Consider the following 26,157-nt stretch of genomic DNA (forward strand, 5'->3'; position numbering starts at 1 on the left):
ACGCAAATAGAAACACTGGAAAAATCTAAGAATACTGAACGTATCTCGGCATAACATCTATCTCGTCATAAGGTGGATTATGCCGAGCTCGGCATAAACCGCCTTGTGGCGAGCCTTCCTCTGTGTCAATGACTACTCCGTTTTCCATTACACCGCTCTTCAGATAGCGCTTTATCAGCTGTACTACACGTTCATCTTTTACATTCTTTCGGAGAAGATTGATGAGAATTTCGTGATTAAGAGTATCGAAGTACTTTGACAAGTCAAGGACTACAGCAAATGTATAGCCTTGTTCGGCATACTCCTTAACCTTAAGTATTGCGTCTTTTGCACTTCTGTTCGGACGATAGCCATAGCTACCCTCTGCAAACAGCGGTTCATAGATTGGCACTAACTGTTGGGTTATTGCCTGTTGAAGTGTACGGTCTACCACTGTTGGTATGCCAAGCTTTCGCACACCACCATCTGGTTTGGGAATCTCAACTCGTCTTACTGAAGAAGGAGTATACTTTCCACGATAAATGCGGTCGGTTATCTCTTGTTGATGTTCCTTTAGATATGGAAGAGCCTCCTCAATGGTCATGCCATCAATTCCTGGCACTCCCTTGTTTGCCTTGACTCTCTTATACGCTCTGTTAAAGTTGTCTTTATACAGTATCGCTTCCAAAAGTCTCGGCTGTGCACTGTCTCTTTCTTTCCATATCCGATTGAATGACCTAGACGCTTTTGCATACCCTTCGTGTTCCGCACTATCTCTCTGCGAACAGCCATTGTTTTCAATGTTTTCTGCCATAGACGGTCATTCCTCCTTTCTCGGTCATACTTAAGACTCCTACTGATTCGGTCCTTCACCTCTCGGCTACTATGACCTCTGCTGACTTCTGTGCGTTCAGCATTGCTTTATGCAATGGTTACCTCTTTCAAGGCGTACCGCACAGACCTCCCTGGGTACCACACGTTTCTTCCTCTCCATCCATCTGCCTCATTTATCACGCAGGATTCCGTGTAGTTATTGGGCTTTGACTTGGGTGGCAGTCTTACCCTCATGCATAACCTTATATGAAATTTCTATTCGTCAGACCAGAGATTTGCCCGTGAGTTAGTCTGTTCCTCACATCCGGCTTCCTTCAGATTCCACTTCACGATGGACACCCTTGCCTTCGGCTATATCCTTCCCACTACCGGGCGGATTCGGGACTTTAACCCGTTAGAAACGTGCGCCGCCAGGCGCACCACGCAAAAAAACGGAAAGGAAACCGTAGGTACTGTTTTCTTTCCGTTTTTTACTATAATTTCTTTTTTTAATTTTACACAACTTCTCGTTTTTCACACATATAAAGCGGACATCCGCATTCGCTTTGCAACCTGTCAGTGGGAGCTGTACCGTACGGAATTTTCAGTTCAGAAAATTCCTACCTGTGAACAGTTACTACAATTCTACCATATGTTTTGTGAAAAAGTATTTCGCGGCTCCAACAGCTGACGCTTCTTTCTTATACGAACAATTTTTCAAGTATGAAACATCGTGCTCAAAGCCATTATATGCCATCACTTTTTCTCCCAGTGGTATCATATAATCTGACAATACACCTCCCACATCACCTCCTAGTATGATATCCATATCATATGCCATCCGCAGATTTGATATCAAAACAGCAAGATGATCCAGATACTCATTCCATTTCTGCAAAATTTTTTCATTACCACTTTCAATTTTTTCCATAAATGCATCCAGTGACTGCCTGTTATCTTTTGTCAGTACACTTGCAGCACAATATGCATCTGCACATCCTGATTTACCACAATAACACTTTCTTCCACCGGGAACGAGTATCATGTGACCAAACTCCCCTGCTTTCTGGTTCTGCCCTCGAAACAGCTTTCCATCTATGCAGAATGCACCTCCTAATGTGTGGTTCAAAGACAGATATATCGCATTTGGATACTTTTGCTTTTTTTCTGCAAGCATTGCAGCATTAGCATCGTTTTCAAAATATGCTGGAATTTCCAGAGCCTGCTCTAAAAAGCGCAGACTATAATTCTCTATACCTAAAGCATGGGATTTTAAAACAATCCGTTCTTTCTGATCAATAATTCCTGGAATCGCCACTCCAATCCCAAGTAGCGTGTCCTTCGCTACTTCGCCTTCCAGAAAAGTTTTGACCTTTTGTGCCACCTCTGTACAATAAGATAATTCAGCCGTAAATTTTAAACGGATGCGATCTTTTTTTATAATCTCATCTCCAAGATTTACTAATACCATTTCTATATGATTCGCTGTAATCAAAATTCCCATTGCATGACAGTATGACTTATTAATCCCTATACTTTTTGCCTTCCTTCCACCGGTTGAAGCATATTCCCCAGTTTCTTCCAACACCCTTTTTTCTAACAAGTCATTCACATTTGCTAACACAGTCGGCATACTCAAGTTTAACTCTTTTGCGATTTCTGCCTTGGATGTAACATGATTGTTTAGAACATAATTAATTATTTTTTTTCTTGTTATATTTTTTTTATCTTTATTTTCCGTTTTCTTACCCTCTTTTATTAAATATATTATAAAAGAATTATATGCTTTTTTATTCTTCTTGTAAAGTAATGTTCTATAATAAAAATTTGCTGCATTCAGAAATAGTTACTGTTCCCTCCGATTTTCGTATGCTTATCTCACAGCAAAGCAGTACCACACCGGTACAGCCTGCTGAATCAATCAATACGAAAACGGAGGTATTTTTTATGCGAGAACTCAGAAACACAAAAATCATCGCTGTAGATCATGGCTATGGCAATATGAAAACAGCAAACACCGTCACGCCAACCGGAATCAAAGCCTATGAAACAGAACCACTCTTCTGCATCATTCCATATTTCCCATGAAGAATGTTGTAAATTAGTACTATCCACAACGATAACAGGTAATTTAATTATTCGTATTTTTTCCCAATAATGTAAATCGAAACTACCATACCACCTAATATCATAATTAAGAAAATTTTATTCAAAATATCCCATAAAGCTATATTGAAACAATTGATTATTATAATACCTGCAAGAGGATATAGAACAACCGTTGCAAGTGTCCATATTTTTAAAGTTGTGCAGATGTATATCCAATTTCCATTGTTAAAAGATAAACCAACTAGATGTATTCTAAAAATTCCTTGTGAAACATAATTTATCTTATTGGCATCATAATATGTTGGTAATATGTCTTTTGCAAAGAAACAAAACCATGCACCAAATAAAAGCATTCCCCCTGTAACCAGCAATATATCCCCTTTCATCTCAGCTAACGAACTTTCAGATACAACTAACATAATAATTTCTGTAATAGATATAAAAAAACATAACAAATATGCTAATATCCAGTTTTTTCTATGCTGGTGAATAGAATCCCTAACAGCCATATCGAGAGAGCCTACCACCAATTCCTCGATTTCTTTTTTTTCAATATTTTTCTGTGTATCTATTTTTTCTCCACGTAACAATTCTGTAACGGTAACATCTAATATATCAGCTATTGGTATGAGTAATACGACATTGGGCATACTAAGACCACGTTCCCATTTGCTAACTGTTTTATCTGATACATATAATTTTTCAGCCAAATCCTTTTGAGTTAAATTCTTTTCCTTTCTTAATTCGGTTACAAATAAACCGAATTTTTCATTACTAATCTGATACATATATCCACCTCCTGCACACATATTATAATGAGAGTGTGCATAAATCAATCGACCAGCAGTAGAATTGCAGAATATTAGCACATAATTCATCAAATAATCTCCCCATTATGATTATTTCTATAAAGTTATATTCGAATATTTTTTAAGCCATACTATGGAATAATTAAATCGGCAACTTATAACTATGACGGAAAAAACCAGCCTTCCGAAACTTAGAAAAGATCACTTTCTATAGAATTGTAATTTGCTTCTTTGGCCCCTTATAAACACAAAAGCTGAACAAACAGGATTTTTCGTCCTACTTGTTCAGCTCTTTGTTTACCTGTAAATCAGTTCTTTTAACACAATCTCTTCTGCTGCATTCCGGATATTATTTACAGCTCCAACCCACACCATCTGATCACGAGCTTTCAATTCTTCCGTAACGCCTTGCTTCTCCATCATCTGACGCACCAGAATATCCATCCTCTCCTGTGCTTCATCGTTCACAGCATTCAGATGTTCTGTTAATCTGTCTTCCAACATATACAGAGAATACATTGCCGGACGATGCTCTTTCAGATACGTTTTCCGAATCATTCCATATTTCCCATAATGCGGTTCTTCATCTGTACTGACAAGATTCGGATAGTAAATTCCGTCTGCTCCCAGTGTGTAGGTTCCACCTATTTTTTCAAATGTGCTTTTCATGTGTTATTCCTCCTTGAAATCAGCGATATTCTTAGATCATCGCAAAATATTTCAGGACAGCCTTGATAGCATACAAAATGGAAGTTATCTATTTCTCCTCTTCGTTAAGACCTAGTTCATTACATATTACTTGCTATCCCTGATACCTTATTCTTTCTACCAGCGTTTCCTTTTTCAGATTACTGCTTAAAACGAGGGAAAGCACAATCTGCAAAAGACTGACCAGCAAAATCATAGCAAGAATTGATGTAATTGGAACATGATAGACATTCATTCCAAATATTCCATTATGCTTTGCATAGGCAAAGAGCGCATAGCCAAGTGGCAGACCAACGATAAGTGCTACACATATGGTGCCAACCGTAAAAATCAGTCCCTGTAACTGCAGGCATAAATTTAATTGTTTATTTGTCATACCCACAGCCTGTAATACACCATATTCCTGCTTCTTCGTGGTGATATTGATGATCATGGTGTTTGCCAGATTCATAAACCCAATGAGACCGACAATTGCCATGAACAGATAGCAGCCAAGCTTCATCATACGGCTTGCGTATTCTGCAGTTTGCAATTCTGCGTGATAGGTGTTCAGCTTGATATGAGAAGTATCGGAGAGCAGGTCATTCAGGCTTTGCTCTACAGATGCCACATCTTTTTTAGCACAATCCACCCACAGGTATCCATAAGATGTCCCTTTCGGATCTACAGAGCGGTATACTTCTTCCGGAATGACCAGATAAGTGTCCGCGCTTACAAAGGAGCCTGCGATTTTTCCATGATAGGTATAGGTTCCGCTTCCGTTATCAAAGTTGAATGTAATCGGTGCACCCGCAGAATACCCGTCAGCTTCCATCCACATGGACCAGCCAAAGAAAACATCCCCGTTTTTGACAGCCTGTGCATAGTCCATGGAACCGATATCGCCATGCCCGCGCATCATTTCAAAATCCTCTTGATTTACGATTGCAACCGGAAATTTTGTTCCGTTCAGATCTGCAGAGACGATTTCTCTCGTCAGTACATCCGTTACACCGGGGATGGATTTGATTTCTTTAATCAATGAATCATTCAGTGGGTTGTTCTGTAGGATTGTGTCCAGATTATTCTCCGAATAGGCTTCATCATAATTCTGGGAATAATCCAGCTGCAACTCAAATTGTCCATGGTTGATTGCAATCCGCGCCTCGTACTCCGGGTCAATATTCCCAACATAATTAGAGATAATTACAAACAATACACAGGAAAGCCCCATGGTAAGAATCGTAGCAATGGTTCTTTTCGGATTGCCTGTCACATTTGCCATTGCCATGGAGAAAACGGTGACATCTTTTCTGCCTTTTCGTCTGCCCTGTTTTTGCGTTTTGGAGCCGTCAAGATACCGTGTCGCTTCGATTGGTGAAATCCGGGAAACAATTTTCATGGGTTTGCGCAGAGCCAAAACGACCGTAAGAAACGATACAAAAATGCAGATGAGCATAATTGTTAGTGAAAACAGAGGCACCTGATGGTTCTTGATTCCGGACGATACCAGATTTCCCTGCTCCACCAGCCAGTTGAAACTGACTTTTGCAATCAGGAAACCAAACAGCAGCCCCAGCGGTATCGAAAGAACCGCCAGAAGAATGCCCTCACGAAAGATCAACTGCTTCATCTGCTTTCTGGTTGCACCCAGCGCCTTGATTTTTCCGTACTCCTGAACCTTCTGGGCGATCCCGACCTGGAAGATATTATAAATGACCACAACGGAAAACAGCACGATTCCGAGGATCAGGGTTCCACAAACCACAATCATTTCATAGCTCGGCTGCAATACCCACTGCAGGTAGAGGTCATTGATGATCACGTTTTTCTGGTCAATGCCGCAGAAATCCGCGATTTCTTTTATAACAGGCGCAACATTATTCATAGATACATTTGCAGAATCGCTCAAGGTAAAATAGATATTATATTGCCTGTCACCCTCCGCAACACGCTCATTATAAAAATCCTGCGAACCGAATACAACATAGGAAGCCTCGATGGTATATTCATCCCGGTCATATAAAATCCCGCTGACAGTAAATTCCACCGGTGCGTATTCCGACTGCATGCCGGAACGGTACTCCAATGTTACGATGTCTCCGACCTTTACATCATGGTATCCCACTGCATCAAAGAAAGCGCGTCCTGCGGCAATTTCCTGCGCCTTTTCCGGATAGGTACCTTCCTTCAACACATATTCCTGATTATAGGGAAGCATTTTCCTGACCGTTTCATCCGCACTGACAAAGCCGCCATTTTCATTTCCTTTCAGGATGCCCTCCGTACACATGATGCCGATATCAGATATCTCAGCTCTGCGTTCCACTTCTTTTAATTGCGTACCATCTGCGGCGATAAACAGGCCATAATTGCTTCCATATGAGCTTGCCGCCTGACTTTTCTGCAAACGGATCATTCCATTTCCCACAGTACTGATAATCACAAGCAGCATCGTAGTCAGACATATGGACATCATAATCAGTATACTTCTTGTCTTGTTCTTTTTGTCATTGCTATATGCAATCCTGCTTATTGTCTTCATCTGAAATCCACCACCTGTCCGTCCTCAATCACCAGAATACGGTCAGCGACCTGTGCAATTTCGTCATCATGGGTAATCATTACAATTGTCTGTCCATATTTTTTTGCTGTCATCTTAAGCAGAGCGATTACCTCATCACTGGTCTTAGAATCAAGATTTCCTGTCGGCTCATCTGCAAATATAATTTCCGGACGATTCACCAGTGCTCTTGCAATTGCTACTCTCTGCTGCTGTCCTCCGGATAACTGATTTGGCAGATTATAAATCCGGTTTTCAATCCCCAGAGTTGCAATAATATCATTTACATACGCTTCATCCACTTTTCTTCCATCCAGCCCCAGTGGCAGTACAATATTTTCCCAGACATTAACAGATGAAACCAGATTAAATGCCTGAAAAACAAATCCGATTTTTCTTCTGCGGAAAACAGCAAGGGCATCTTCCTTCATCCTGTATAAATCTTTCCCTGCTAAAGTAACACTGCCTTTTGTCGGGGTGTCTAGCCCTCCAAGCATATGAAGTAATGTACTTTTACCGGAACCTGACTTTCCAACAATTGCGACAAATTCTCCCTGCTCAATCTGAATGTCCACCTGATTGACCGCTTTGACCTGATTCTCACCTGCGCCATAAAACTTACAAAGCTGCTTGGTTTCTAATATCACACTCATGTTTTGCCTCCTTTTCATCCTACATCCAAATTGTATCAGGGCAATCTTTCATTTCACTTTCAAAAAACGAGCAGAAGTCTTACAGAATTGTAAGATTTCTGCTCACTTAAAATTTAACCAACATATGGTAATTGAATCACAAACGTGCTTCCTTTTTTCTTTTTGCCGGAGGTTACCGTGATCGTACCTCCGTGTTTTTCGATAATTTCTCTCGATAGAAAAAGTCCGATTCCTGTACCACTCTTTTCCATGACCTCCCGGGAACTTCCTCTGTAAAATCGTTGAAAAATTTTGTGATACTCATTCTGCGGAATACCAATTCCCTGATCCTCAATTTCCATTCTTACAAAATCGTTTCTTTTTTGTAACCGAATAAATATTTTTGAACCACCCGGACTGTACTTGACCGCATTATCCAGAACGTTGATCACCGCTTCACCAAGCCACCTTTTATCCTGCATAATCGTGCATGTTTCCATCTCTTTTTCATATTCAAAAACAAATTCAATTTCTTTCTCATCCGCTTTGGGATAAATACGGTTCACAGCAGATATGACAGTATCCATAAGCGGAAGTTTTTTCTTATTAATCTGAATCAGTCCGGTTTCCATCTTGGATATTTCAAGAAGCGACTGCAATAATGTCTCCAGTCCATCCAGAGCACTCCGACAACGAATACGAAACTCCTCCTGTTCTGTGGCACTTAAGTCATTCTGCATCAGCACACTAAAACATGTATCCAAAGCTGCAACCGGTGTCTTTAACTGGTGAGAGATATCAGAAACCATTTCTTTCGTGCTCTCTTTTTCTTCCCGTGCTTCTTCCTTTAGCAACTGAATATGATGTCCGATTGCTTCAAGCTGGTCATTCAATTTTTCCAGTTCAGCGTGATTTTCCGTTTTCAGTAAATCATCAAATTTATTTTCACGGAATCTGATCAGAATTTCTTCTAACTGGTCTAAAATTTTCTGATGACACGCATCTTCTTTTTTCTTCCAATAAAATAAAAAAGTCAAAAGAAGCACGCATATCACAGTGCTTACAGCACCGGTCACCATAACCTGATGTCGGAATTGCGAATAAAATGCATTCCCTTTATTCCCCCAGTATCCATATTGCTCCAATAATCGCCTTCCCTGTTCGTTAGTTTCAATATCCTTATCCTTAAGCAATTCCGAAACAGCATCCAGCCCGGAAAATTCTTCCTTTGCAGCAATCTCTGTCATAAGATTCATTTTATATTTATAATCTTCATAAAACACATACGTGGTAAAGCAATTTAATATTGCAAACAATAATATGACAGGTAATACCAAGGAGAGCACTACTGTAATCTTCTTGCAATATCTCTTTGTCACTGCCTTACCTCCTGATTCCATATATACCCAAGACCTCTGATATTCTTTATATAGACCGGTGCAGCCGGATTGTCTTCGATTTTCTCACGGAGTCTTCTGATATTGACAGCAATTGTATTTTCATCCACAAAATCCCCTTCCAGGTCAAACACATTTTCCAATATTTGTGTTTTTGAAAGAATCTGTTTCGGATTCTGAAGAAAAAAAGTCAGCATTTTCAACTCCGTTTTTGTCAGACTGATTTCACGGCTCTTTATCAGGACTTTCATTTCTCCTGCGATAAATACGATATCTCCCGAAATCATCTTTCCGGCTTCCGCTTTCTCCTGTCTGCGGCGAAAATGTGCTTCTATTTTCAAAAGAAGTACCGAAAGACTAAACGGCTTTGTAATATAATCATCTGCCCCTGCTTCATATCCCATGACCTGATCCATCTCCTGATCCAGTGCTGTAAGACAAATAATGTATGTATTATAATTGCATCTCATCCACCTTACAAATTCCAGTCCATTCCCATCTGGAAGATTCACATCACAAATGGTAACATCCACATTATTATCACTTGCAATTCTTTTCGCTTTTTTCACTGATTCTGCTGAAAAAACCTCATATCCGGATTTTTTCAGTGAGAATGTAATTCCACGATTTAAATTTTCATCATCTTCAACCACGAGTATACCTGGCATAGCATCTGCACCTCTCTTTATTAACTATTCATCTTAAAATGCTTCAATGCCTCCACAATTGCACTCTCTTTATCTTCTGGACACTGCGGTTGCCTGCTATCTTCATTTTTAGGTAAATTATAATTCTTTCCAACCTCAATTCCGCATTTTCTCTTTACCTGTGAGATATACAGATTGGAAACCTTCATGCCGGCATTATGTTCAGCCACATATTTCTTTATCTCATCATATGTAGCCTTAGTCTCTGCAGATGTTATATCATATCATCAAGTTCAATCGTGACATTAATCTAATCATCCGGCTTTTGTTTCAGTTGGGACAAAAGAACAACCGTCTCCACCGACACCGTATTCGGGAACATATCAACCGGGCAGACTTTCTTCAATTCGTAACCTCTTTCACAAAGATACTTCAAATCCCGTGCCAGAGTTGCGCTGTCGCAGCTTACGTAAACTACCCGGTCGGGCTGCATTTTGATAATGGTAGAAAGCAAGGTCTCGTCGCAGCCTTTTCTCGGCGGGTCTACTACAATCACGTCAGCACGTTCACCAGTGCGTGCAAACTGCTCTGGAAGCACTTCCTCTGCTTTTCCCACAAAAAATTCCGTATTATCAAATCCGTTCAGACATGCATTCTCTTTAGCATTCTCAATGGCTGCAGGAATGATCTCCACGCCCCTTACCATCTTTGCTTTCTGCGCAAGAAACAGGGAAATAGTTCCAATTCCACAGTAAAGATCCCACACAGTCTCATTTCCGGAAAGCTGTGCATATTCCAGTGCTTTTCCATAAAGACGCCCTGTCTGATAAGGATTTACCTGAAAAAAGGACAGCGGCGAAATCTGATAGGAAATCTCTCCGATCTTGTCTGTAATGTATGGCTGTCCCCAGAGCAGCCGCACCTTTTCCCCAAGGATCACATTATTTCTCTTCTTATTCACATTTACCATCACACTGACAGTCTCCGGAATCTGACGAAGGGATTTCACCAGAGCCTCTTCGCCAGGAAGCTTCTCCCCGTTAATGATCAGACAGACCATCATCTCGTCCGTAAAAAAGCCATATCGAATCAGCACATGGCGCACAACCCCCTTGCCAGTATTCTCATCATACGGCTGGATGTGGAACTTCTCCATATGAGCGATCACACGATCCAAAACCTCCTTATTCCGTGTTACCCCAAGAGCACAGTCCCGATTCTCAATAATACTGTGTGTACGGCCGGCATAAAATCCGGTAATAATTCTGCCGTCTTTTGACTTTCCAACTGGAAACTGTGCTTTATTTCTATAGTGGAAAGGCTGGTCCATTCCCAGGATTTTCTCCATAGGAATATCTGTAAAGCCGCCAATCCGCTCCAAATGTCCCCTGACTTTGGAAGTCTTAAATTCCAGCTGCTTCTCATAAGAAAGGGCCTGCAGCTGGCAGCCTCCGCATTGTCTTGCGAACTGACACTTCGGCTCCACACGGTCAGGAGATGGGGTGATAATCTCCTCCAATCTTCCGTAACCGTAATTTTTCTTCGCTTTCATGATCTTTGCGCGGACTGTGTCTCCGATTACTGCATCTTTGACAAAAACGGTGAAGCCATCAGCCTTTCCGATACCTTCACCGTCAATTCCGCAATCTTCAATCTTTAACGTAACAATATCATTCTTACGATACTCCATAAAGATTACCATTCTCCTGTCTTTCTTAAGTTAGATTCAAATATTCTGTTAAATCCAAGCCATTCTTTCTTGCTCTTATCTGCTGCAAAAATCTCGGTAAGAGTCTCCATGCGGGCATCTGTATTATCTGCAAGATTCAAGGCAACTGCCTCTACCATGGCAGGTTTCTTAGGGGAACCGTACTCAAGTTCGCCATGATGTGCCAGGATACAATGTACCAGCTGGTTCTCCAGATCCAGTGGAAAGTCCGGTATCTCCTTAATCAGATCATGAATCATCTGTGCTCCGATTATAATATGTCCCAGAAGCTGTCCCTCATCTGTATAATCATTCAGTGGAAAAGAAGAAAGTTCTCTTGTCTTTCCTACATCATGAAGAAGTGCTGCTGTGATCAGCATATCTCGCCTGATCACCGGATAAGCAGATGCCATATAATCACAAAGCCTGGCAACACTTAAAGTATGCTCCATCAGCCCGCCTATAAAGCCATGATGTACGGTTTTGGCTGCGGAATGCTCCTCGAAAGATTTCAAAAATTCTTTATCCTCTATAAACAGTTTCTTCAAAAGTGTATTCAGATAGGTATTCTTCACAGTGCCGATCATGGCAACCAGCTGGGTATACATATCATCCGTGCTGTTCTCACTTACCGGAAGATAATCTGCCGGATTGTACTCACCCTCGCCTGCTTTGCGCACACGCTTGATATTCAGCTGCATAGCTCCTGCAAAGCTGGTTACGTCTCCCATGACTTCAATGTAATCCAGTGCGTCAAAATCATCAATTCCAAGAGAATTCGGATCCCAGATCTTTCCATCCATCATTCCAGTCTTATCCTGGAGTATAATATTCTCATAAGGCTTTCCGTTCTTGGTCACAGCCGGCTGCTTCTGCTTACACAGATAAATGCCACTGATCCGGTCGCCTTCATGCAACTCATTTAAAAAACGCATAATTTCCTTCCCTTTCTAAAAAAGACACGTCCGTTTTCCCAGACATTACAATCTTTTGTATCATAACAAATATTTATGAACATTTTATGAATTTCTCCCCACTTTTTCCTTTTCAAGTCCTTGAAAATCATGTACAATAAGGTGTGCAGTAATTATTGTTTACAAATTTGCTATTTAGTGTGTTGAAAGTTGTTCAAGGCGGACGCACTCGGACAATGGTTATTGCTCACTCGCCGGCGCAACGCTCCAGCGAACTAACTGCTAACTGCGACTAAATCGTTCAGGAGAGCCTTCACGATTAAGTCTCCGTAAGCAGTGGATTTCGCCTACGCTAAAACCGCGCCTGAAATGGCTCGCTAGAGCAATAACCATTGCCCGAATGCTGTGTACTGGCTGGGACTTATTTGTACATAGGAACTTTCAACAGGGGTGAGGGTGAGTGACTGGCTTCCCTACACTTTCTTGGCAACGATAGATTTGCAAAAAACAATAAAGTTGCGGGATACCAACTACTTCCCCCCATCCCCCGTTGTTGTCGTTACTGTTTCTTTCTTCCCTTTCCAGTAACCAGCGATTTTGCAATGTATATTCGCAAGCCGCGCATTTCAGGAGCGGTTTTAGTGGAGGCGAGATCCATGACTTACGGAGACTTAGGCGCGAAGGCTCTCCTGAGCGTCTTAGTCGTAGTTAGTCATTAGCTTGCCGGAACGTTGCGACGCGCGGCGGTGAATATACATTGTGAAATCGCGTCCGGAATAACGACCAACACATTAAATAGCAATTGATTTATAGGAGATATTATGAATCCAAAAGCTTTAAAATCACTTGAATACTACAAGATTATCGACCAACTGACAGAGAAGGCTTCTTCCCAGATGGGGAAAGACCTGTGCAGGCACCTCCTGCCCTCTGAAGATGTTTACGAAATCCGTCATATGCAGACCCAGACCAGAGACGCCCTCACACGCCTTTTCCAGAAAGGAAACATCTCCTTTGGAAGCGTAAAAGACGTGCGCGGCTCACTGAAACGTCTGGAAATCGGAAGTTCCCTTGGAATTTCCGAACTCCTTGCCATTGCCGGACTTCTGGAAAATACCAACCGTGTCAAAGCCTACTCCCGAAATGAGCGCGGAGATGCAAGAGAAGACTCTCTGGACGGCATGTTTGAGAGTTTGGAGCCATTGACTCCCCTCTCAGCCGAAATCCGCCGCTGCATCATTTCCCAGGACGAAATCAGTGACGACGCCAGTGCCGGTCTGATGCATGTACGCCGCAGCATGAAAGTTGCCAATGACCGCATCCACACCCAGCTGGCCTCTCTGGTAAACGGCAGCGCCCGCAATTACCTTCAGGACTCCGTTATCACCATGCGAAACGGCCGCTACTGTATCCCGGTAAAAGCCGAATACAAAGGTCAGGTTCCAGGTATGATCCACGACCAGTCTTCCACTGGCTCCACTTTATTCATTGAGCCTCTGGCGATTGTCAAACTAAACAACGACATCCGCGAGCTGGAGCTTCAAGAACAGAAAGAGATTGAGGCAGTTCTCGCTACCTTAAGTGAACAGACCGCCCAGAATGTGGACGCCATTCGCGCAGACCTTGACATTATGATCCAGCTGGATTTCATTTTTGCCAGAGCAGGACTTGCACTGGATATGAATGCCACAGAACCCATTTTCAATACAGAGAAACGCATTCACCTGAAACAGGCACGCCACCCGCTCATTCCCAGAAAAAAAGCCGTTCCCATTGACATCCGTCTTGGAGAAGACTTCGACCTCCTTGTTGTAACCGGACCAAATACTGGTGGTAAAACCGTTTCCCTTAAAACAGTTGGGCTTCTGACCCTGATGGGACAGGCGGGACTTCACATTCCAGCCCTGGACCGCTCCGAGCTTTCTGTTTTCCGTGAGGTTTACGCAGATATCGGGGACGAGCAGAGCATCGAGCAGTCTCTCAGTACCTTTTCCTCACATATGACCAACGTAGTGTCTTTCCTGAAAAAAGCAGATCAGGACTCTCTGGTGCTTTTTGATGAGCTTGGCGCTGGTACCGACCCGACAGAAGGAGCGGCACTTGCCATCTCCATTTTGTCCTTCCTGCATGAACAAGGCATCCGCACTATGGCAACCACCCATTACAGTGAACTGAAAGTTTACGCCCTGTCCACTGACGGCGTTGAAAATGCCTGCTGTGAGTTTAATGTGGAAACCCTGCGTCCTACTTACCGCCTACTCATCGGTGTTCCTGGAAAGAGTAATGCCTTTGCGATTTCTTCCAAACTTGGACTTCCGGACTTTATCATTGAGCGCGCCAAAGATCAGATCAGCCAGAAGGACGAGTCCTTCGAGGATGTACTTACCTCCCTGGAAAACAGCCGCGTGATCATCGAAAACGAGCGTCAGGAAGCAGAGCGTTATAAAACCCAGATTGCTTCCCTAAAACAGGAGTTAGAGTCCAAGCAGGAGAAGCTGGACGAACGTAAAGAGCGGATCTTGCGCGAAGCCAACGAAGAAGCCCGTAAGATTCTTGCAGATGCTAAGGAATACGCAGATCAGACCATGAAAATGTTCCACAAATTCCAGAAAGATCACGTGGACACTGCTGCCATTGAAAAAGAACGCCAGAACCTTAGAATCCGCATGAACAAAGCCGAAAAGGGCATGTCCATGAACACCACCGTAAAGAAACCGAAAAAAGAGCTGAAGCCTAAGGATCTTTCCCTTGGAGACACCGTTCAGGTACTGAGCATGAATCTGAAAGGAACTGTCAGCAGTCATCCCGATTCCAAAGGCTTTCTTTTTGTACAGATGGGTATCATCCGTTCCAAGGTTCATATTTCTGACCTGGAGCTTGTTGACGAACCAGTTATCAACACTCCTGGACTTTCCAGAACAGGAGCAGGCAAGATCCGCATGTCCAAGTCTACCAGTGTTTCCACTGAAATTAATCTTCTTGGAAAAACTGTAGATGAGGCTGTGGCAGAACTGGATAAATATCTGGATGACGCTTATCTGGCACACTTAAAGAGCGTGCGTATCGTACATGGTAAAGGTACCGGTGCCCTTCGAAAAGGAGTACACAATTATCTCCGCCGCCAGAAGCATGTGGCAGATTTCCACCTGGCTGAATTTGGCGAAGGAGATGCTGGTGTTACCATTGTAGAATTTAAGAAATAACTATATTTTATAAGGAGAAACTATGGTTGCTAAACAGAAAATCCTCATTGTCGATGATGACAACAATATTGCAGAGCTGATTTCTCTGTATCTTACCAAAGAATGTTTCGAAACAAAAATTGTAAACGATGGCGAGCTGGCTTTAAAAGAATTTCAGACTTTTCGCCCGAACCTGATTCTTCTGGATCTGATGCTTCCAGGTATTGACGGCTATCAGGTCTGCCGTGAGATCCGCCACACCTCAGACGTGCCGATCATTATGCTTTCCGCAAAAGGAGAAACCTTTGACAAGGTACTTGGCCTGGAGCTTGGCGCCGACGACTACATTATCAAGCCTTTTGATTCAAAAGAACTGGTTGCCCGTGTCCGTGCAGTTCTACGCCGTTTCCAGCCCAAACAGGCTGCAGTTGTAAGCGATGAGAAATGTGCCACTTATCCGGATCTTATTGTCAACCTTACCAACTATTCCGTTACTTATATGGGAAAACAGGTAGACATGCCGCCTAAGGAGCTGGAACTTCTCTATTTCCTTGCTTCCTCACCCAATCAGGTATTCACCAGAGAGCAGCTTCTGGACCACATCTGGGGCTACGAATATATTGGCGATACCAGAACTGTAGACGTTCACATTAAACGTCTGCGCGAAAAAATCAAAGATCATCCGAACTGGTCTATTTCTACAGTCTGGGGAATCGGATACAAGTTTGAGGTAAAAAGCGAATGAGAAAAACGGTTCACAGCAAACTGATCTGCAGTTACATTTTCATTGGAATTGTAGGCTTCCTTTTCGCTACAGCAGGTGGCTCTCATTTCGTGGAAACCTATCTGGAAGAAGAAGTTGGCGCAAGGCTGTATGACAGTGCTGTACGATTTGCTTCTGATGCTGTCACTGTACAGCAGGTTGCAGACAATGATAGCAAAGGACTGGAAAAGATTATGGATATTCTGGCTTCCGGAGAGGAAGCCGGGATACTGATCCTGGATAAAAATTTCCATGTGATCGTGCAGTCCTCAAATCTGGAATATAACGTCAGTTCTGCGAAATCCACTGCCGATTCTGAAGTTCAGACTTCAGAAACAGATAAAATCCCAGAGAATGGAACATCCTCTGAAAAATTCTCTGCTGCAAACACAATTTCCATCCCCTATTCTGATCTGGACTTCTGGCTTAATACCCAATATCAGATCAGTAATTTTTATGGCTATTTTTCCAGTCCCCATCTTAATGTGATGATATCGGTGGAAAATTCCGGTGTAACAGAAGGCTATGTTACCTACCATTATGACATGCAGCAGCTTTATCAGAAACGAAGCGGTCTTCTTGGAATTCTTCAGATGGTTTTTTTTGCCGTGTATGCCTTGTGCGGACTGCTCCTTCTCTGCTATCAGAAATGGATCCATACTCCAATGCAACAGATCATCAAGGGGGCTTCCGAATATGCCAACGGAGATCTGAGTTATCGCATTCCAGTGAAATCCGAGGACGAAATGGGCTATCTTGCCAAAACCCTGAACTACATGGCAGACAGGATCAACCAGAACGGAGAATACCAGCGCACCTTTATTGCCAATGTTTCCCACGATTTCCGCTCTCCTCTGACTTCCATCAAAGGATATGTGGAGGCAATTCTGGATGGCACCATCCCCCCGGAATTGCAGGACAAATATTTAAATATCATTTCCCATGAAGCTGACCGTCTGGAAAAACTGACGCGGAGCCTTCTGGTGCTGAATGATCTGGATGAACGGAAACGGATGATGAATATCCGCAAATTTGATATTAATGATGTGATCAAAAATACTGCCAATACGTTTGAGGTAATCTGTTCCAAAAAGAATATTGACCTGGAACTGCTGCTTTCCGGAAGAGAGCTGTTCGTAGAGGCAGATATGGAACAGATCCAGCAGGTACTGTACAATTTATTGGACAATGCAATCAAATTCAGTAATGACAATTCCTCGATCAACATTGAAACATCCGTAAAAAATGATAAGGTTTTCGTTTCTGTGAAGGATCACGGAGTAGGAATCCCAAAGGACAGCCTGTCCAAGGTGTGGGACAGATTTTACAAGACAGATACCTCCCGCGGAAAAGACCGGAAAGGTACAGGACTTGGGCTTTCTATTGTGAAAGAGATCATCAAAGCTCATAATCAGAATATTAATGTGATCAGCACGGAAGGTGTTGGAACAGAATTCATTTTTACTTTAAAGAAAGCAAAATAAATTATTCAGCAATTCTTTTTATAAACGAAGACCTGGAGCGTGTTTGAAAAAAGCTCCAGGTCTTTTACTATTTCCAGTCATATTTGCGCAGATGCCCATCCAGTTTCAAATGGGCAAAGTCATGCTGACGAAAGGCTTCATAAAGAATAATGGCAACCGAATTACTCAGATTCAGGGATCTTGTTTCTCCCAGCATGGGAATCCTTACGCAAGTCTCCTGATTGTCACGGAGAATCTCTTCCGGGATTCCAGCGCTCTCCTTGCCAAACATGATAAAGCAGTCGTCCTCATACTTCACATCCGCATAAGTCTGAGGTGCTTTCGTAGTCGCATAATAAATCTTCGCTCCAGGATTTCTCTCCAGAAAATCTTCATAATCCAGATAAGTAGTTACATCCAGATCTTTCCAGTAGTCCATTCCGGCACGTTTCAGTGCTTTCTCACTTAATGAAAATCCCAACGGCTCGATCAGATGGAGCCTGGTTCCTGTAGCCACGCAGGTACGTCCTATATTTCCTGTGTTCGCCGGAATCTCCGGCTCATGAAGTACAATGTTTAATGTTCCCATAGTTTTTTATACTCTCCTGTAATTACAGCAGTTTTATTTCGATTTTAAGGCAATATCTTATATATCTCGTCTTTAGCCGGCCGCTCCAGATACCTGCCATTCCCATTGTAGTAAAGCATTCTGTCATTTCCAGCATTCGTCTGTCCAATCACAGCAGCCATCATGCCCATTCTGCGAAGCTCCTGCACCAATGCTTCTCCTGCCGGAATACCGATCAGAACAGCCCCTTCCGAATTCAGCTTATAAGGATTAATGTCAAAGATTTCACAAATTTCAATTGTCTCCTGGCGTATGGGTACCTTGGAAAAATCCATTTCCAGTCCCACCTGGGAAGCCTCCGCCATCTTCCACAGAGCACTCAGAAAACCGCCCTCCCCCATTGCATAAAAAGCGGTAGCGCCAGCTTCTTTTACATTTATCTCATCCGCTGTCCCGTAAAGGGTTCTCAGATTCTCTGCCTCCCGTAAAAAACCTTCTGAAAAATGCTCTCTTAAAATCTCACGCTTTTCCCTTGCAATCTGCGCTGTGCCGTAAAGAGCAATGGCTCCAGCCACCACCAGTTCGTTTCCAGGCGTAAGAAGCCCGCTGATTTCAGCCTGCAGTGCTTCCATAGCCGCTTTTCCAAGCCTCATTTTCTCTTTTCCCTACAGAAGAAGAGAGAGGACAGCAGGAACTACCATTGCCAGAACAAGAATAACAGCAATGATCGCAGTTACAAGTTTTCTTTTCTTTGGATCAAACATTCCCATAATTTTTTAACCTCTCATAACCATCCGGCACTTTACAGACTACAAATATACGCCATGTCAATACGGCCAGCCGAATAGTTACACCCTTTCTTTATTATATCTGAATTTCCTTCACTGCCGCATTATGAAGCAGTGGATCCCGGTTTTCATAGTCAAACAGCAATATTTTTCCATCCCGGAACACCTCAATATGCGCTGTCTTTGGCACCTTTTCCTGGCGCCTGTACTCCCAGACAGCTTTCTCATAGGGCTTCTGGTCATACTCAAAGGATGGATGGCTTTTCAGGTTTTCGCGAAGATACAGGTCGTAGATCATGCTGTCTGCCACCTTTTCCCAGGTTGCAGTTTCCATTCCTCTGCAATCTTCCGCAGCTTTTCCCGCAGGATTCTCCACTTCAGGATCCTGATTTCCAGATTTTCCTGAGGATTTTTCTTCCAGTTCTTCCTTCACAAACTCCAGCAGGATCTCATATCTGCGCATTCTGGAATGGGAAATCTCTGAATAACCTTTTTTCTCATAAAACTGTCCCAGCTTCTCATACAATGTGAAAGCATCCTCAAACAAAGGCTCCACACAGGCGATGGTATTCTGAAACTGTCCACTATTATAGTACAGTTCCACCATACTTTCCACCATTTTCAGCTTCAAAATGTCTTCATATGGCAGCCACCTGGTTCCCAGTACTTCATATGGCTCCAGTTCTTTATGCACAATACCATATTCTTCTGTCATCTCTTTCATATGAGAGCCCTTCAGAACCTTCAGAAATCCAAGCTGAAGCTGCTGGGGACGAAGTGCATAAACATCATTGAAGGACCGGTGAAAGCTGTCATAATCCTCATAAGGAAGACCAGCGATCAGATCCAGATGCTGGTGAATATTCTTAAAACTATGGATGCGGTTTACAATCCCTGCCAGCTTCGGAAAATCCATAGTCCTGTGGATAGCACGAATAGTGTCCGGATTTGTGGACTGTACACCGATTTCCAGCTGGATCAGCCCCGGACGCATGGTGCTCATCAATTCCAGTTCATTTTCCCTCAACAGATCTGCGGAAATCTCAAAGTGGAAATTGGTAATTCCATTATCATGATCTTTTATGTACTGCCAGATGGTCATTGCATGATCGTGCTTACAATTAAAGGTTCTGTCCACAAATTTCACCTGTGGCACTTTATGATCCAGGAAAAACTGAAGTTCTTTCTTTACCAGTTCCAGGTCGCGAAAACGCAGTTTCTTGTCCACAGATGACAGACAATAGCTACATGAAAAAGGACAGCCCCGGCTGCTCTCATAATAGATAATACGGTTTTCAAAATCCTTCAGATCTTCATAAGCAAAGGGTACCCTGCTTAAATCCATGATCTGCCGCCATCCGTTATTCTGAATTGTACCGTCCGGTTTACAGTACACAAGTCCGGTGGTTTTCTCCAGAGAAGGACTTCCATTCATATAGTGCTTCACCAGTTCCAGGAAGGTCTCCTCTCCTTCTCCAACCATTACACCATCAAATGCCGGGTTCTTTTTCAGAAATTCCTCTGCATCATACGATACCTCCGGGCCTCCCGCCCAGAAAGGAACATCCGGCAGGATCTTTCTCAGATCCTGCATCAGTTCCCGCACAAAAGTAATATTCCAGATATAGCAGGATATGCAGATCACATCCGGATGACATCTGTAAATATCCTTCAGAATGTCATCCTTCTGCTGATTGATGGTGTATTCCCGAAGTACAATATTGCTGTCATATTCTTTTGCGCAGGCTTTCAGGTTAAAGACAGCCAGATTGGAATGTATATATTTTGCATTACATGCTGCAAGTAATATCTTCATCGTTCTTACTCGTCCAGAAGTTTCTTTAACTCTTCTTTATCCGTAAGACCAACCAGACGGTGTGCTTCTGCTCCGTTCTTGAAAATGATCAGGGTAGGAATGCTCATAACCCGGAACTGCTGTGCAAGCTCCATGTTCTGATCCACATCAAGCTTTCCTACTGCATAACCTTCCTCTCCCAGTTCCTCCACGATTGGCCCCTGACGCATGCATGGTCCGCACCAGGTTGCCCAGAAATCAAGAAGAAACGGTTTCTCGGATTTTAATACTTCCTCTTCAAAATTCTGTGTTGTGATTACTTTTGCCATAATTGATCCATCCTTTCTATCGGTCTATTCTTCTCTCTGATTTCATGCCGAAATTCTACTTTTTTTGTCTGTTTCTCACATACTGGTTTGCACTGAGTCCTGCCTGAGCACCATCGTAAACTGCCTTTGCCACCTGCAAAAGACCGCCGGTACAGTCACCTGCTGCAAAAAGCCCCGGAATGGTGCTCTCCATCTTTTCGTTTACCTTGATGTTACCTTTCTCAGTAAGTGCCGCGCCCATCTGTCTTGCCATCTCTGCACTTCCTGCAGTTCCAAGCGCTACAAAAACGCCGTCTGCCGGGACAAATGTCTCCGTGGAATCCCTTACCGGACTCTCCGGGTTATGGAGCTCTGAAGCTTCCATTTCAGCTTCCTTTCCTTCTGGCAAAAGCTGAAAGTTCTTCTCTCCGTCAGTATCTGATTTTGCATCCGTCTCAGACTCAGAGATCAGACGCAGTCCGGACACCTTCTCGTCTCCCTCTACAGACTGAATTTTCATTGTATTCACCGCAAAAGAAGATTTCCTGGAAAACTCCGGTTCTTTCCCATCTGTGTAAATGGTAACAGAACCAGCCATAGGTGCCAGTTCTTCTGCCTCATGAAGAGCGAAGTCGCTGTTTCCAAGCACTGCAACATCCTTTCCCCTGTAGAAAAATGCGTCGCACACAGCACAGTAGCTGACACCTCTTCCCTCAAGTTCCTTAATCCCCGGAATTGCAGGAGCCTTTCGTTTGCTTCCTGTGGCAAGGATCACGCTGATGGTGTCAAAATCACCTGCTGTTGTCTTTACTGTAAAAGTATCAAACCCGCCAATCCCCAGCACCTGTGCCTCCAGGATCCGCACGCCTAATGCTTTTGCCTGTGCAAGTCCTGTCTCAAATAATTCTTTCCCGGAAACAGGATGTTCCATACCATAATAATTCTCTATTTTTTCTGCTTTTTCCAAAGCACCAATGCCGTTATTGATCACCAGTGGATCCATATTTGCCCGGGCAGCATACAAAGCTGCGGAAATTCCTGCCGGTCCGGCACCGATAATGATTATTTTTTCCATATACTTCAGAATCACCTGCCTTTCTCATGATTCCAATCTTTCCCATATATTGTTATTTTTCTTACAATTTCACGGTTCAGTATCTTCACAGTTATACCCTTCCCGGAATAGTACCTGTTAAATAGTTACCTGACAATATACTTTCCATAAAAGAAATTCAGACTTTTCATTTTTCGTCGGTTCTTTTTTCGTCTATAGCCTTCTCTGCATAAGCCAGTCCCCAGAATATCACAGCTGGCATACACGCCATCAACGGAAACGCATAACGCAGAAGACCGTTTACCGGAGAAGCTATACAGATTGCCACATTCAGCGCCGGGGCAGCCAATACCAGGATTCCTTTCCATCGCTTCCTGTAGATCAGATATCCAAGGAGCAGAATCACGATCCATGTGTAGGTTCCCGCATTGCAGATCTGCGCAAGACCTGGAATCTGACTCCACAGATCGGCATAACGTTTCAACTGATTCCTTGTCTCTGCGGAAAAGATCTGATGATAATCTGACTCTTCAATCAGCGGCTCATTTACTGTATAGAAGCGGTAGGAGCTCTGCGCGGTGCAATTATGAAATGGGTAATAATATCCATAGCTGTTATGAAGTGTGGCTTCTATATACACCCCCGGATGCCTCAGAAACATGCTGAACCAGGCATTAAAGTAGCGTTTCAGCTTCGCCATGGTAATATGTCCGCCGCGATAAGTTGCCTTTACCGGATCAGACAGTTCCGGATTATACAAATCCGCAATCTCATCATACTTCAGCACCCCGTCAATTGCTTTAGCTTCTTCCTTTGTCACATCATCCGGATATTCCTTCAGATATCTGGCTGTCTGCTGCATTGGAATTGAGAAAAATACTCTGGATGGGAAATTACCAATGTATAGTCTCGGTGCCACTTCTTTCTGAAGCCCCATGTAGCCCACTGTCACAAGGATCACCATTCCAACTGCATACAGTCTGCGTTTTTTTCCAAGGAAAAAGAATAACAGGATAAATGCAGGAAGCACCATGTAAAGTCCATTATTTCTGGTAATGCACATGCCAAAGCCAACCAGAAACAGCACTGTCAGCTGCTGTCTTAAAGACTGACCGCTTTTTTTCCGAAGGGTGGGAATGCAGCATTCCACATAGATTACCATGAAAAGGGAAAACAGAGCGCTGAAACTTCCATCCTTAATGATCGTCTGGGAATAAGCTCCAAATACAGGCACAAGACTGAAAAATGCAATGCAGCAGATATTGAACCATCTTGGTGCTCCCCATGATTTCAGTTTATAACAAACAGTGGCATAACATACCGCATAAATCAGTGCCAGCACGCCAACCACCATGAAAATGCCCCAGTTATCACTGATCACATTTCCAATTGTCATCAAGGCTCCCATTATAAGGCTTAATTCCCATGGATGCTTGTTTGTAAATCTCTGATTTCCGGCAAACATATTCAGCTGCCGGAAGCCATCATAGGGAACACTTCCTGGCCAGAAGATCAGGATATAGGGAAGCCATCCTGCCAAAATCAGCAAAAATGCTACCAGAAGGTAGTGTTTTTCCATACATTCCGGAAATTTCTTTATATTCCTGCTGTGCAGAAAAGGATGCTTCTCTCCATATGCATATAAAAGACTGATCACTATATCAAACAGAAAAAAGAATCCTGCCCATGTAAGCAATGCGATCAGAATCTGATTTCTCCCAGCTGTAAAGAAGGACCAGTTTCCCTGCACGGAAAAGGACATTCCGATTAGCATAAAAACAGAAAACATGGCGGCGATCAGATGCGTGATCCATTTACAGCTTCTGCAAAAATTCCTCCAGCATTTCATGTACAATGCAATGATCGCAATGAGAACCACCAGTTTGTCGATTCCGATTCCTGTCATCTCTTTCTTGCATAAAGAAAGAAATGTTTCTCCCGGATTATCTGCCGAACCAGCATACAAGCCCGTCATGGAAAGAGCAAACACTGTTAAAATGGCGGCAATAACCGGCAAAGTATATTTTTTTAATTTTTTTTCCACTAATAAATCCTCCCGATTTTTATCACACTGCCATTCTAACATTACTATATATGAAAAGCAAGGCGTGGTTTTTACAAGGTAAATTTTTGGAATTTACAGATTTTTTGAAATTTTTGTTGCGCCAGAGCAGTTTCTGTGCTATTATATGCGCTGTAAGTTCAGAGAACTTATAAATGCCCAGATAGCTCAGTTGGTAGAGCAGAGGACTGAAAATCCTCGTGTCGCTGGTTCGATTCCGGCTCTGGGCATTTTTTTATTTTTCAGACACGCTCTGGAAAAAGCCGCCCCCGAAGGGGCGGCCTCATTTATTTTGTAAGCATTTTATCTAATGTTTCGTTCAGCATCTCTCTGGATGTCACCTGTATCGCCTGAATTCCTACCTTCTTCGCACCTTCCACATTATCCATGCGGTCATCGAAAAACAGACATTCTTCTGCTTTCAGGCTATATTTCTCCAGAAGAATTTCATAAATCTCCCTGTCTGGCTTCAGGGCGTGAACCTGATAGGAAACAACTCCCCCATCAAGCACATCCAGGAATTTCGCTCCCTTGGTGTGCACATGGAGCAGCTCTTCTGAGTAATTGGAAAGCAGGTAAATCTTATAACCCTTTTCCTTCAGCGCTGCAACCTTGTCCCAGACCTCCGGACGCTTTACAGCCATCTGCTCTCCGTTTCGAAGGAACCAGCCCATCACATCCACATCGTCCGGGTACTTCAGTTCATACTGATGAATGGCTTCCTCAAGGCTCAGCCTTCCTCCGTCAAGTCCCTGTACCCAGATCTCATTGTCAAACATTTCCTCGCCAATTCTCTTCGCCTCAGCTTCAGAAAGGCCGTAGTCCCTGGTCAGCATCTCAAACCAGCGATACTCCACCAGTACATCTCCAACATCAAAAATTAAATTCCGAATCATTAGTCTTCATAACCATTCGGGTTATTGCTCTGCCATCTCCAGGAATCCTCGCACATCTCACGGATGCCATTCTCAGCTGTCCAGCCAAGCTCTTTCGCTGCCTTGGAAGCATCGCAGTAGCAGGTAGCAATATCGCCTGCACGACGTGGTTTGATCGCATATGGGATCTTAACGCCTGTTGCAGCTTCGAAATTCTTCACAATATCAAGAACACTGTAGCCTTTTCCTGTGCCAAGGTTATAGATTGCAAGTCCAGGATTCTCCTCGATCTTTTTAAGCGCTTTTACATGACCTTTGGCAAGATCTACTACATGGATATAATCTCTCACGCCGGTTCCATCCGGAGTGTCATAGTCATTACCGAATACTCCAAGCTCTTTCAGCTTGCCAACAGCAACCTGTGTGATGTATGGCATAAGGTTGTTCGGAATACCATTTGGGTTCTCGCCGATGGTTCCGCTCTTGTGGGCACCGATCGGATTAAAATAACGAAGCAGCATTACGTTCCACTCCGGATCTGCTTTCTGGATGTCTGTAAGAACCTGCTCCAGCATGGATTTGGTCCAGCCATATGGGTTGGTACACTGTCCTTTCGGGCATTCTTCTGTGATCGGGATCTGTGCCGGATCTCCATATACAGTTGCAGAGGAAGAGAAAATAATATTCTTAACACCATGTTTTCTCATTACATCTACAAGAGTCAGGGTTCCTGCAATATTATTCTCATAATATTCCCAAGGCTTTACAACGGACTCTCCAACAGCCTTCAGTCCAGCAAAATGAATACAGGAGTCAATGTCTTCTTTGTCAAAAATCTGGTCAAGGGCTTCCCTGTCCAGGATATCTGCTTTATAAAATTTAACCGGCTTGCCTGTGATCTTGGAAACTCTGTCAAGTGCCTTCTCGCTGGAATTGGACAGATTATCCAGAACTACTACGTCATAACCGGAATTCTGAAGTTCTACAACTGTATGGCTTCCAATGTATCCTGCACCGCCTGTTACTAAAATTGCCATGATA

Annotated in this window: 21 protein-coding genes, 1 tRNA gene and 2 pseudogenes; 5 read left to right on the forward strand and 19 right to left on the reverse strand. The window is 43.1% G+C overall.

Annotated features, from left to right (window positions below):
* Positions 1-97: 97 nt before the first annotated feature.
* Positions 98-793 (reverse strand): annotated as a pseudogene (locus I4V84_RS03995) (reverse transcriptase domain-containing protein); the annotation flags it as partial.
* Positions 794-1,429: 636 nt separating this feature from the next.
* On the reverse strand, positions 1,430-2,563 hold the full coding sequence (locus tag I4V84_RS04000) for an ROK family transcriptional regulator (protein WP_334286017.1): 1,134 nt from the start codon (positions 2,561-2,563) through the stop codon (positions 1,430-1,432).
* Positions 2,564-2,574: 11 nt separating this feature from the next.
* Between I4V84_RS04000 and I4V84_RS19815 the strand changes: the two are divergent.
* Positions 2,575-2,856, forward strand: a pseudogene (locus I4V84_RS19815) (plasmid segregation actin-type ATPase ParM); the annotation flags it as partial.
* A gap of 71 nt (positions 2,857-2,927) precedes the next feature.
* On the opposite strand, the gene I4V84_RS04010 reads toward I4V84_RS19815, so the two are convergent.
* The 9 genes from I4V84_RS04010 to I4V84_RS04050 form a co-directional block, all read right to left on the reverse strand.
* The gene (locus tag I4V84_RS04010) at positions 2,928-3,689 is read right to left on the reverse strand and encodes a helix-turn-helix transcriptional regulator (protein WP_118581329.1); all 762 of its coding nucleotides are present in this window, start codon (positions 3,687-3,689) and stop codon (positions 2,928-2,930) included.
* A gap of 318 nt (positions 3,690-4,007) precedes the next feature.
* Complete coding sequence (locus tag I4V84_RS04015; protein ID WP_195991297.1) at positions 4,008-4,379, reverse strand: TnpV protein; 372 nt, start codon at positions 4,377-4,379, stop codon at positions 4,008-4,010.
* 133 nt (positions 4,380-4,512) lie between these two features.
* On the reverse strand, positions 4,513-6,942 hold the full coding sequence (locus tag I4V84_RS04020; RefSeq protein ID WP_195991298.1) for an ABC transporter permease: 2,430 nt from the start codon (positions 6,940-6,942) through the stop codon (positions 4,513-4,515).
* Positions 6,939-7,613, reverse strand: a complete 675-nt coding sequence (locus tag I4V84_RS04025; protein ID WP_006426335.1) for an ABC transporter ATP-binding protein — start codon at positions 7,611-7,613, stop codon at positions 6,939-6,941. The genes I4V84_RS04020 and I4V84_RS04025 overlap by 4 nt, the downstream gene beginning before the upstream one ends.
* 113 nt (positions 7,614-7,726) lie before the next feature.
* Positions 7,727-8,992: a HAMP domain-containing sensor histidine kinase gene (locus I4V84_RS04030; protein ID WP_195991299.1), complete on the reverse strand. Its 1,266-nt coding sequence runs from the start codon at positions 8,990-8,992 to the stop codon at positions 7,727-7,729.
* Complete coding sequence (locus I4V84_RS04035) at positions 8,968-9,657, reverse strand: response regulator transcription factor (protein WP_147604802.1); 690 nt, start codon at positions 9,655-9,657, stop codon at positions 8,968-8,970. The genes I4V84_RS04030 and I4V84_RS04035 overlap by 25 nt, the downstream gene beginning before the upstream one ends.
* 20 nt (positions 9,658-9,677) lie before the next feature.
* Positions 9,678-9,866, reverse strand: coding sequence for a tRNA (uracil-5-)-methyltransferase (locus I4V84_RS04040; protein WP_202030777.1), 189 nt, complete (start codon positions 9,864-9,866; stop codon positions 9,678-9,680).
* Between the two features lie 80 nt (positions 9,867-9,946).
* Entirely contained in the window at positions 9,947-11,338 is a 1,392-nt protein-coding gene (gene rlmD / locus I4V84_RS04045; protein ID WP_334286010.1) for a 23S rRNA (uracil(1939)-C(5))-methyltransferase RlmD, read from the reverse strand.
* Positions 11,332-12,279: an HD domain-containing protein gene (locus I4V84_RS04050; protein ID WP_195699064.1), complete on the reverse strand. Its 948-nt coding sequence runs from the start codon at positions 12,277-12,279 to the stop codon at positions 11,332-11,334. Before I4V84_RS04050 ends, rlmD begins: the two co-directional genes overlap by 7 nt.
* An 800-nt stretch (positions 12,280-13,079) precedes the next feature.
* Between I4V84_RS04050 and I4V84_RS04055 the strand changes: the two genes are divergently transcribed.
* From I4V84_RS04055 to I4V84_RS04065, 3 genes are read left to right on the forward strand one after another with little or no spacing between them, the layout of a single operon-like run.
* Positions 13,080-15,461: an endonuclease MutS2 gene (locus I4V84_RS04055; protein WP_195991301.1), complete on the forward strand. Its 2,382-nt coding sequence runs from the start codon at positions 13,080-13,082 to the stop codon at positions 15,459-15,461.
* Positions 15,462-15,483: 22 nt separating this feature from the next.
* Complete coding sequence (locus tag I4V84_RS04060; protein WP_118582333.1) at positions 15,484-16,185, forward strand: response regulator transcription factor; 702 nt, start codon at positions 15,484-15,486, stop codon at positions 16,183-16,185.
* Positions 16,182-17,687, forward strand: coding sequence for a HAMP domain-containing sensor histidine kinase (locus I4V84_RS04065; RefSeq protein WP_173771763.1), 1,506 nt, complete (start codon positions 16,182-16,184; stop codon positions 17,685-17,687). The genes I4V84_RS04060 and I4V84_RS04065 overlap by 4 nt, the downstream gene beginning before the upstream one ends.
* Positions 17,688-17,754: 67 nt before the next feature.
* Here I4V84_RS04065 and I4V84_RS04070 read toward each other — a convergent pair whose 3' ends face one another.
* The 6 genes from I4V84_RS04070 to I4V84_RS04095 all read right to left on the reverse strand — a co-directional run bounded on the left by I4V84_RS04070 (position 17,755) and on the right by I4V84_RS04095 (position 24,223).
* Positions 17,755-18,255: a tRNA (cytidine(34)-2'-O)-methyltransferase gene (locus I4V84_RS04070; protein ID WP_173718216.1), complete on the reverse strand. Its 501-nt coding sequence runs from the start codon at positions 18,253-18,255 to the stop codon at positions 17,755-17,757.
* A 44-nt stretch (positions 18,256-18,299) separates the two neighbouring features.
* Positions 18,300-18,887, reverse strand: a complete 588-nt coding sequence (locus I4V84_RS04075; protein WP_195991302.1) for an AIR synthase-related protein — start codon at positions 18,885-18,887, stop codon at positions 18,300-18,302.
* A 211-nt stretch (positions 18,888-19,098) separates the two neighbouring features.
* A complete protein-coding gene (locus I4V84_RS04080) occupies positions 19,099-20,838 on the reverse strand; it encodes a B12-binding domain-containing radical SAM protein (RefSeq protein WP_195991303.1) in 1,740 nt (579 codons plus the stop codon).
* 5 nt (positions 20,839-20,843) lie between these two features.
* Positions 20,844-21,146 (reverse strand): thioredoxin, encoded by a 303-nt coding sequence (gene trxA, locus I4V84_RS04085; RefSeq protein WP_118582321.1) that lies wholly within the window; start codon positions 21,144-21,146, stop codon positions 20,844-20,846.
* 55 nt (positions 21,147-21,201) lie between these two features.
* On the reverse strand, positions 21,202-22,200 hold the full coding sequence (locus tag I4V84_RS04090; RefSeq protein ID WP_118582345.1) for an FAD-dependent oxidoreductase: 999 nt from the start codon (positions 22,198-22,200) through the stop codon (positions 21,202-21,204).
* A gap of 166 nt (positions 22,201-22,366) precedes the next feature.
* The gene (locus I4V84_RS04095) at positions 22,367-24,223 is read right to left on the reverse strand and encodes a DUF6020 family protein (RefSeq protein ID WP_195991304.1); all 1,857 of its coding nucleotides are present in this window, start codon (positions 24,221-24,223) and stop codon (positions 22,367-22,369) included.
* Positions 24,224-24,398: 175 nt separating this feature from the next.
* On the opposite strand from I4V84_RS04095, the gene I4V84_RS04100 reads away from it, so the two are divergent.
* Positions 24,399-24,471, forward strand: a tRNA-Phe gene (locus tag I4V84_RS04100).
* Positions 24,472-24,528: 57 nt separating this feature from the next.
* On the opposite strand, the gene I4V84_RS04105 is transcribed toward I4V84_RS04100, so the two are convergent.
* Entirely contained in the window at positions 24,529-25,137 is a 609-nt protein-coding gene (locus I4V84_RS04105) for an HAD family phosphatase (RefSeq protein WP_195991305.1), read from the reverse strand.
* Entirely contained in the window at positions 25,137-26,153 is a 1,017-nt protein-coding gene (gene galE / locus I4V84_RS04110; RefSeq protein ID WP_118582312.1) for a UDP-glucose 4-epimerase GalE, read from the reverse strand. The genes I4V84_RS04105 and galE overlap by 1 nt, the downstream gene beginning before the upstream one ends.
* Positions 26,154-26,157 lie beyond the last annotated feature (4 nt).

The sequence above is a fragment of the Ruminococcus sp. 1001713B170207_170306_F1 genome (genome assembly GCF_015668065.1).
Taxonomy (GTDB): domain Bacteria; phylum Bacillota; class Clostridia; order Lachnospirales; family Lachnospiraceae; genus Blautia_A; species Blautia_A faecis.